Origin of the sequence: Streptomyces sp. DSM 15324, from assembly GCF_001514285.1 — a bacterium.
Taxonomy (GTDB): Bacteria; Actinomycetota; Actinomycetes; order Streptomycetales; family Streptomycetaceae; genus Streptomyces.
In genome coordinates this window covers 303969-312717 of sequence record NZ_KQ949028.1, presented here as the reverse complement: position 1 = coordinate 312717, position 8749 = coordinate 303969, and the positions used below count along the sequence as shown (strand labels likewise).

Here is an 8749-nt window from a genome sequence, read left to right as displayed (position 1 = left end):
ACCTGGCCGCGCTGATCGCGATCCCGTACTCCTACCGGGCGCCGCACAGCTATGTGGACACCAATGTCACCGGCACGCTGAACGTGCTGGAGGCGGTGCGCGCCCTCGGCACGCCCCGGCTGGTGCACACCTCCACCAGTGAGACGTACGGCACCGCGCAGACCGTGCCGATCACCGAGGACCATCCGATCAACACCCAGTCCCCGTACGCCGCTTCGAAGGCGGGTGGCGACCGGCTGGCCGACAGTTACCACGCCAGCTTCGACACCCCCGTCGTGACCCTGCGGCCGTTCAACACCTTCGGGCCGCGCCAGTCCATGCGCGCGGTCATCCCCACCGTCATCGGCCAGGTGGCCGCCGGGGAGCGCACCCTCACCCTCGGCGATCTGCGGCCCACCCGGGACTTCACCTTCGTCAAGGACACCGCGCGGGCCTTCCTGGCCGTCGGCACCGCGCCCGCCGAGCGGGTGGTGGGACGCACCTTCAACGCCGGCACCGGAGGGGAGATCTCCGTCGGCGACCTGGTCGCGCTGATCGGGAAGGTGATGGACACCCCGCTCGACGTCCGCGAGGACGGCGCCCGGGTCCGGCCCGCGAACTCCGAGGTGATGCGGCTGGTCGCCGACGCGAGCCGGCTCGCCGCCGCCACCGGCTGGCAGCCCGCGCACACCCTGGAGGAAGGGCTCGCGCGGACCGTGGAGTTCTTCCGCGACCCGGCCAACCTGGCCCGCTACAAGACCGGCATCTACAACATCTGACCGTCCCGCTCGTCCGGTAGGCCCGGCACCGAGCACGCACCGAGCACGCACCGAGTACACACCAAGGGGGAGACCCATGCACGCAGTGATTCTGGCCGGGGGCAAGGGCGTTCGGCTGAGGCCGTACACCACCGCGCTGCCCAAGCCGCTGGTGCCCATCGGCGACCAGCACGCCATCCTGGAGATCGTGCTGCGCCAGCTGGCCACGGCCGGCTTCACCAGCTGCACCATCGCCATCGGCCATCTCGGCGAGATCATCCGCGCCTACGTCGGCGACGGCGCCGCCTGGGGCCTGCGCATCGACTACGCCACCGAGGAGAGCCCGCTGGGCACCCTCGGCCCGCTGCTCACCCTGCGCGAGCACCTGCCCGAGTCGTTCCTGGTGATGAACGGCGACGTCCTGACCGACCTCGACTACGCGGACGTCCTCGGCGCGCACCGCGCCGCGGGGGCACCGCTGACCATCGCCACGTACGCCCGCAAGGTGCACATCGACTTCGGGGTGCTCACCACCGACTCCTCGAAGGTGGTCGCCTTCACCGAGAAGCCCAGCATGGACTACCGCGTCTCGATGGGCGTCTACGGCCTGTCCCGCTCGACGCTGGAGGGGTACACCCCCGGACTGCCGCTCGGTTTCGACGAGTTGGTCATCGATCTGATCCGAGCGCAGAACCCGCCGCAGGCCTACGAGTTCGACGGGTACTGGCTGGACATCGGGCGCCCCGACGACTACGACCGCGCCAACGCGGAGTTCACCACCCGCAAGTCCCATCTCCTCAAGGGGGCCTGAGCACCCCATGCGCATTCTCGTCCTGGGCTTCACCGGCTACCTCGGAGCCCATGTCGCCGCGCGGCTGCGGGCCCTGCCGGGCGCGCTGGTCCTCGGCGCCGGCCGCTCCCCGGGCGCGGACCACACGGTCGATCTCGCCTCGGCCGGCCCGGCGGAGCTGGCCAAGACACTGGCCCTCGCCGCGCCCGACGCGGTGGTCAACTGCGCGGGCGCGACCGGCGGGGACGCGGTGACCCTCGCCGAGGTCAACGCCCGCGGCCCGGCCGTGCTGTGCGCGGCGCTGCGGGAGGCGGCGCCGGGAGCCCGGCTGGTGCAGCTGGGCTCGGCCGCCGAGTACGGTCCGGGCGTCGCGGGCAGCCCGGTCACCGAGTCCGACGCGACCTGCCCGGCCGGCCCGTACGGCGCGACGAAGCTCGCGGGCACGGCGGTGGTGAGCGCGTCCGGCCTGGACGCGGTGGTGCTCCGGGTCGGCAACCCGGTGGGGGCCGGCGCGCCGCCCGCCGGACTGCCGGGCCGGCTGACCGCGCTGCTGCGGGAGGCGGGCCGGGACCCGGACGCGGTCCTGCGGCTCGGTGACCTGTCCTCGTACCGGGACTTCGTGGACGTACGGGACGTGGCGCACGCGGTGGAGCTCGCGGTCACGGCGCCCGGCCCCCTGCCGCGGATCCTGAACGTCAGCGCGGGCCGCGCGGTGCCGGTGCGCGAGCTGGTGCTCGGGCTGGCCTCGCAGGCCGGGTTCCGGGGACGGGTCGAGGAGAGCGCGGGCGGCGGACGGTCGGTCCGCTCGGGCGAGGTGTCCTGGCAGTGCTCCGACGTCACGGCCGCCGAGCGGGCCCTGGGCTGGCGGCCGGCGCACACCCTCGACGACGCGCTGGCCGCGCTGTGGGAAGGCGACGGCACGCCGTGAGCCTGCTGATTCCGCTGTACGTGCACCCCGCCGACGATCCGGGCGCCTGGCACCGTCTGATCCAGGGCGCGGGGCGCACGTACGGCGTGGTCCTCAACCCCGCGAACGGGCCCGGCGCGGGCCCCGACCCCGCGTTCGCCGCGGCGGCCGGAGCCCTTCGGGAGGCGGGCACGCGCGTCCTCGGGTACGTCGACACCGACTACGGGGTGCGTCCGCGCGCCGATGTGGTGGCCGACGTACGCCGGCACCAGGCGTGGTACGCGGCCGACGGCTGCTTCCTCGACCGGGTGACGGCGACCCCGGACGGGCTGCCCGCCTGCCGCCGGCTGGTGAACGGCGTGCGCCGGACCGGTGCCGGGACGGTGGTCCTCAATCCGGGGGTGCACCCGGCGCCCGGCTACGCCCGCCTCGCCGACCTGACCGTGACCTTCGAGGGGCACTGGTCCACGTACGTCTCGGCGTTCACCCGGCCGGCGTGGACCACCCGGCACGCGCCCGAGCGCCTCTGCCACCTCGTGTACGGCGTCCCGGCGGCGCTGGTGCCGCTCGCGGTGCGCACCGCGGGCGAGCGGGGCGCGGCCGTGTCCGGTCCCGTCACGGGCGTACTTCCCAATCCCTGGGGTGAGTTGACCCCTGCACTGAGCGGAACAGGACGATGAGGCACACGGTACGCGCACTCCTGCTGGCCGGCGCGCTGGCGCTGGCGGGCTGCTCCGGCACGGGGGGCGGGGACGACGGGTCACCGCCGGCCTCCGGTTCGCCCTCCGGTACGGCGGACTCCTCGACCGGGGCGCGGTGGCGGCCCCGGCCGGGACTGGCCTGGCAGTGGCAGCTCAACAGCCGGGTCGACCCGTCGGTGGACGTGCCGGTCTACGACATCGACGGCTTCGAGAACACGGCCGCGGACGTGGCCCGGCTGCACCGGGACGGGCGCAGGGTCATCTGTTACGTCAACGTCGGCGCCTGGGAGGACTTCCGGTCCGACAAGGGCGCCTTCCCGAAGTCGGTGCTGGGGCGGCAGAACGGCTGGGCGGGCGAGCGCTGGCTGGACATCCGGAAGATCTCCGTGCTGCGGCCGATCATGGAACGCCGTTTCGACATGTGCCGCGACAAGGGCTTCGACGCGGTGGAGCCGGACCTGGTGGAGGGGTACGGCAACACGACCGGCTTCCCGCTCACCGCGCGCGACCAGCTCCGCTACAACCGCATGATCGCGGAGCTGGCGCACGACCGGGGCATGTCGGTGGGCCTGAAGAACGACCTGCCGCAGATCCCGCAGCTGCTCCCCCACTTCGACTTCGCGGTCAACGAGGAGTGCGCCCAGTACGGCGAGTGCGCGCGGCTCACCCCGTTCGTCAAGGCCGGCAAGGCGGTCTTCCACGTGGAGTACGCCGAGCCCACGAGCAGCTTCTGCCCCGTGTCGCGGCGCCTGGGGCTGTCCTCGATGCAGAAGAAGCTGGAGCTGGGGGTCTGGCGCAAGCCCTGCTGAACGGGCGGCGGCCCGCGCGTCCCGGCAGCCGCGGCAGGCCCCCCGCGGTCCGCCTCTCCTCAGCCCGTACGGCCGACCGGGCCGCGGTCCGCGCGATCTGGCTGCGGGGGCGGGGGCGGGGTCAAGGCGGCCTCGGCGAGCTCGCGTTCGAGGGCGTCGAGGGCCTCGCGGGCGGCGGCGATCCGGGTGAGCAGCAGCGGTCGGTCCTGCGCGGGTGGGGCGGGAGGCTGCCGGCTGTCCTCCATCTCGCGGGCCTCGTCGAGGGAGGTGATGACCACGCCGATGAGCACGTTGACCAGGACGAAGGAGGCCAGCAGCACGTACGAGGCGTAGTAGAGCAGGCTCCAGCGGGAGATCTCCAGGCCGGCGTGGACGGCGTCGCCGATGCCGTCCAGGGTCATGAGGAGGAACAGGGTGAGCACCGACCGGCCGATGGAGCCGTAGTGCCCGGGGTCGGCGCGGCCGAAGAAGACCCAGCCGATCATGGCGTACACGTACAGCAGCAGGGCGCCGACGAGCAGGAAGCTCAGGGTGCCCGGCAGACTACGGGCGACCGCGGTGAGCAGGACACGGAGCTGGGGCAGGAAACGCGCGGTACGCAGGACACGGGCCAGCCGGAGCAGGCGCAGCACGGTGGTGTTCTCGCGTACGACCGGCAGGAAGGCGCACAGGACCACGGCGAGGTCGAAGAGGTTCCACGGGTCCTTGAGGAAGCCCCGGGGGCGGTCGGCGTGCGCGCCGATCCGGACGAGGATCTCGACGGTGAACACGACGAGGCAGGCGTGCTCGGCGAGCCGTAACCAGCGGTGCCACTCCTCGACCAGGCCGGAGTACGTCTCCACGCCGAGCAGTGCCGCGTTGAGGAGGATCACGGCGAACACGGTCAGCGCGAACCAGCGGGCCTCGGTGACGGTGCGGCAGCGGTGCGCGAGGTCCCGGCGGGCCGCCCCGGACGCGCTGACGGTCGCCTGGTGGTACTGCTCGGACATCCTGCTGCCGACACTCCTCGGATCGTACGGCGTTTGCGCCAACGCGGCCGGAAGGCAGGCTTGTTGACGATCGCCTCCCGGGGGATACTTCTACAGAACTGTAGACGACCTCGGGAGAGAGCGGACCCGTATGTTCGGCATGAGCGAGCTGGCACTGATCCTGGTGGTCGTCGTCGTGGTCCTCGCGATCAGGAAGCTGCCCGAGCTGACCCGTTCGGCGGGCAGGGCGGCCCGCATCCTCAAGAGCGAGTCCAGGGCCCTGAAGGACCCGGACGCCCCCGGCCGGGACCCGTCGGCGCCCCGGATCGTCCCCGGCACGGTCGTCGGCCGGGACGACTCCGCCCCGCGTCCCTGACCGTTTCGCCGCTCGGTCAGTCGTCGGAGTCGGGCTTGCCGCCGGCCGCCGCGTAGGCCTGGGTGGGCGTCATGGGGACGCCGTTCAGCTCGACCGTCCGGAACCGGCTGACCTCGGCGCAGGTCGTGGCCTCGTCGGCGGTCTGGGCGTGGGCGTTGGAGACGGCGGCCCCGGTGTCGGCGGGGGCGGACGAGGAGGTCCCGCCGGGGTAGGTGGTGCCGCTCGGCCAGTCGCTGCCGATGACCAGGGTGACGCCCGTTCCACTCCCCTGCCTCAGATGGGAGGACGGCAGTCCGAGCGCCTTCGCGGCCGTCCGGGCCGCGCCCTTCTGCCCGGTGCCGTAGGTGAGGGTCGTGGTGGTCGCCGGGCTCGGCGCGTTGGCGGTGGTCGTCGCGGAGTCGAAGCCCGCGTCGGTGAGGGCGCCGGCGACGGCGGAGGCCCGGCCGGTGATGGTCGTGCCGTTCTCCACGGTGACGGCGACCTGGGACGCGGGGACCGTGGCGGCGGTGGCCTTCGCCGTCGCGGAGGCCGCCGCCGACTTCCCGCCGGAACCGGTGGTGAGCGACTGGTCCTCGGCGATGGTGGCGAACAGCGTCTTGGCGCCCGCGCCCACCACGACCCGGTCGCTGTCCGCCGGATCGGGGGCCGTCTGCATGGTGGTGAACGTCATCCGCTTGGTGGGGACCTTGTTCAGGTCGGCCGCGAGCCCGATCAGCTTGTTCACGCTGCCGAGGCCGTCGTCCACGGTGAGCGCCTTGGTGGCGGCGTCGGCGAGGCCGTAGACCGCGGTGGGGTCGGTGAGCGTGCCCGCGCTCTTGAACTTGCGGATCATCGCGCTGAGGAAGATGTGCTGGGAGACGGTACGGCCGAGGTCGCTGCCGTCGCCGAAGCCGTGCCGCGAGCGGACGAACTCCAGCGCGGCGACACCCTTGAGGGTGTGGGTGCCCTTGGACAGCTTCAGGTGCGAGTAGGTGTCGTAGACGTTGGCGTCCACGCACACGGAGACACCGCCGACCGCGTCGGACATCTTGACCACGCCGGAGAAGTCGAGCTTGACGAAGTGGTCGATGGGGATGCCGGTCAGCTCGTGGATGGTGGCCACCTGGCAGGCCGGGCCGTACTGCAGGGCGCTGTTGATCTGGCCGTAGTAGCCGGACGTGGACTGCCCGGTCTCACTGTCCTTGCAGGCCGGGACCCTTGTCATGGTGTCCCGCGGGATGCTCATGACGGTGGCGTTGGAGCGGTCGGCCGCTATGTGGACCACCATCTGCACATCCGCGTTGCCGTTGCCGGACTGCACCCCGGTGTGCGAGCAGCCGCCGCCCAGTTTGCAGTCCGCCTTGCTGGTACGGCCGTCCGAGCCCATCACGAGGATGTTGATCGGGGTGCGGCCGAAGGCGTCGGCCTTCTCCTCGCCGCCCTTGCCGTCGATCGGGACACTGTTGATGTTGCCGTTGAGGTGCTGGTAGAACCACCAGCCCGCACCGGCCGTCCCCAGCACCAGCACCGCCAGGCACAGTCCGGCGATCCGCAGCAGCCGCCTGCCGCGCCGCACCGGCCGGCCGCGGCGCGTCCCCCGGCCCGGGCGTCGGCGGGAGGCCACCCGTGCCGCGCTCCGCCCGCCCGTCGGAAGCGGCTCGTCGGGCCCGGCCGTGCGCTGCCCGGGCACCCTGTCGGTGCGGCTGCGCGTGGCCTGGCCGGCCGGACCGTCCCACGGGTCGCTCATTCACCACTCCTCCGAACGGTCGGACAGATGCACACAGATAGAGGCGGCAATCGCGATCGAGGTTGCTTGCGTAGTTGCGCAATCTAACAAAGCCCTGACCGCGGCAGCCCCGATCATGGGCGAATTCACAGGTGAGGGATCTCATGCAACCTGCGGGGAGGGTTTCCCCTCAGGGGCCCGGGGGCGGGCTTCAGCCGCCGGCGCCGGGCAGTCGCCGTACCGGCACGGCCCTCTGGTGTGCGCGGGCGGTCAGCTGGCCGACCATCACGCGCACCACGGTGACGACGTCCGGGTCGTCGACGTAGTACACCTGCCGCCGGCCCTCGCGGCGCGAGCCGACGAGTCCGGCGAGCTTCAGCTTCGCCAGATGCTGGCTGACGGCGGGCAGCGCCCCGCCGACGCGGTCGGCGAGCCGGGTGACGTCGCTCTCGCCCTGCGACAGGGCCCACATGAGGTGCAGTCGGGCCGGAGCGGCGAGCAGGCCGAACGCGGCGGCCGCCTCGTCGAGCACCTCGACGGACGGGTCCTCGAAGCGACCGACGCTGGTTGCCACAGCCCTCTCCCGTCCCCTGCGCGTCACCACCGACGCACGTACGGGTACCCAGTGTAGCCGTCGGCGGCGGCCCCGAGAGCGCCCGAAGCCCCCAACTCCGCTTGACGGTTTGCGCAATGTCCTGAACGAGTGACAGAACCGCGACGACTCGAACGCAGTGACCTGTGCGGGCTCGCCCGCCACTCCGTCGCGTCTCTAGGGTTGCGCAAACAGGCAACTCATACTGGGGCCGGTGACCCCGCGCAGCGGGTGCCGCCCGAGCGACTCGACTGGAGACACGACGACATGGGCATCATCGGCTGGATCATCCTCGGCCTGTTCGCCGGAGCCATCGCCAAGGTCCTGCTGCCCGGCCGCGACCCGGGCGGCCTGATCGGCACCACGCTCATCGGCGTCGCGGGCGCCTTCGTCGGCGGCTGGCTCTCCTCCCGGTTCCTCGACCGCCCGGTGGAGAACCAGTTCTTCGACCTCTACACCTGGGGCGCGGCCATCGGCGGCTCGCTGGTCCTCCTCGTGGCCTACCGGCTGCTGTTCGGCAACTCGCGGAACTGAGCGGGGCAGACGGGAACTTGTCCGACCCCCCGTTAGTTTCTACATTGTTGTAGATATCGAACCGACCGTATGGAGTTCTCATGGCCCTGTGGGACCGCATCAAGGAATCCGCGTCGTCGATGCAGACGCAGCTCGTGGCGAAGAAGAACGACCTCAAGAGCGGCGCCTTCCGCGACGCGAGCATGGCGATGTGTGCCCTGGTCGCCGCCGCCGACGGCACCATCGATCCGTCCGAGCGGCGCCGCGTGGCCCAGCTCATCGCCACCAACGAGGTGTTGCAGAACTTCGACGCCACGGACCTTCAGCGCCGTTTCGACGACAACCTGAACAAGCTGACCGCCGACTTCGACTTCGGCAAGGTGAGCGTGCTCCAGGAGATCGCCAAGGCCCGGAAGAAGCCCGCCGAGGCCCGTGCCGTCATCCAGATCGGCATCGTGATCGGCGGCGCCGACGGCGACTTCGACAAGACCGAGCAGGCGGTCGTCCGCGAGGCCTGCTTCGCCCTCGACCTGCCTCCGCACGAGTTCGACCTCTGACGGACCGGCGCACGGGGCGCCGCCCCACCCGTCCGGCCGTCGGGTACGCCCCTGAGGGCCTTGCCGCCGGCCGGTCGGCCTGATCCCGACGACG

The 8749-nt window shown here is 72.1% G+C and carries 11 protein-coding genes; 8 read left to right on the top strand and 3 right to left on the bottom strand.

Annotated elements, in window-relative coordinates:
• The 5 genes from AQJ58_RS21005 to AQJ58_RS20985 all read left to right on the top strand — a co-directional run.
• On the top strand, window positions 1-758 hold a 758-nt coding region (locus AQJ58_RS21005), incomplete at its 5' end, for a GDP-mannose 4,6-dehydratase (RefSeq protein ID WP_067252632.1).
• Between the two features lie 76 nt (window positions 759-834).
• Complete coding sequence (locus tag AQJ58_RS21000; RefSeq protein ID WP_067252263.1) at window positions 835-1548, top strand: nucleotidyltransferase family protein; 714 nt, start codon at window positions 835-837, stop codon at window positions 1546-1548.
• Between the two features lie 7 nt (window positions 1549-1555).
• Entirely contained in the window at window positions 1556-2455 is a 900-nt protein-coding gene (locus tag AQJ58_RS20995; protein WP_067252261.1) for an NAD-dependent epimerase/dehydratase family protein, read from the top strand.
• Window positions 2452-3114, top strand: a complete 663-nt coding sequence (locus AQJ58_RS20990) for a spherulation-specific family 4 protein (protein WP_067252260.1) — start codon at window positions 2452-2454, stop codon at window positions 3112-3114. Before AQJ58_RS20995 ends, AQJ58_RS20990 begins: the two co-directional genes overlap by 4 nt.
• A complete protein-coding gene (locus tag AQJ58_RS20985) occupies window positions 3111-3944 on the top strand; it encodes an endo alpha-1,4 polygalactosaminidase (protein ID WP_067252258.1) in 834 nt (277 codons plus the stop codon). The genes AQJ58_RS20990 and AQJ58_RS20985 overlap by 4 nt, the downstream gene beginning before the upstream one ends.
• Before the next feature lie 59 nt (window positions 3945-4003).
• Here the strand turns inward: AQJ58_RS20985 and AQJ58_RS20980 are convergent, their stop codons facing one another.
• On the bottom strand, window positions 4004-4933 hold the full coding sequence (locus tag AQJ58_RS20980) for an ion transporter (RefSeq protein WP_067252256.1): 930 nt from the start codon (window positions 4931-4933) through the stop codon (window positions 4004-4006).
• Window positions 4934-5063: 130 nt separating this feature from the next.
• Between AQJ58_RS20980 and AQJ58_RS20975 the strand changes: the two genes are divergently transcribed.
• Window positions 5064-5288 (top strand): twin-arginine translocase TatA/TatE family subunit, encoded by a 225-nt coding sequence (locus AQJ58_RS20975; RefSeq protein ID WP_067252254.1) that lies wholly within the window; start codon window positions 5064-5066, stop codon window positions 5286-5288.
• 16 nt (window positions 5289-5304) lie between these two features.
• Here the strand turns inward: AQJ58_RS20975 and AQJ58_RS20970 are convergent, their stop codons facing one another.
• Both AQJ58_RS20970 and AQJ58_RS20965 read right to left on the bottom strand, forming a co-directional pair.
• Complete coding sequence (locus AQJ58_RS20970) at window positions 5305-7014, bottom strand: LCP family protein (protein WP_234360152.1); 1710 nt, start codon at window positions 7012-7014, stop codon at window positions 5305-5307.
• Between the two features lie 190 nt (window positions 7015-7204).
• The gene (locus AQJ58_RS20965) at window positions 7205-7567 is read right to left on the bottom strand and encodes an ArsR/SmtB family transcription factor (protein ID WP_067252252.1); all 363 of its coding nucleotides are present in this window, start codon (window positions 7565-7567) and stop codon (window positions 7205-7207) included.
• A 285-nt stretch (window positions 7568-7852) separates the two neighbouring features.
• Here AQJ58_RS20965 and AQJ58_RS20960 point away from each other — a divergent pair, with 285 nt between their 5' ends.
• Entirely contained in the window at window positions 7853-8119 is a 267-nt protein-coding gene (locus AQJ58_RS20960) for a GlsB/YeaQ/YmgE family stress response membrane protein (RefSeq protein ID WP_067252250.1), read from the top strand.
• Window positions 8120-8199: 80 nt separating this feature from the next.
• The gene (locus tag AQJ58_RS20955; protein ID WP_067252248.1) at window positions 8200-8655 is read left to right on the top strand and encodes a tellurite resistance TerB family protein; all 456 of its coding nucleotides are present in this window, start codon (window positions 8200-8202) and stop codon (window positions 8653-8655) included.
• Window positions 8656-8749: the final 94 nt, after the last annotated feature.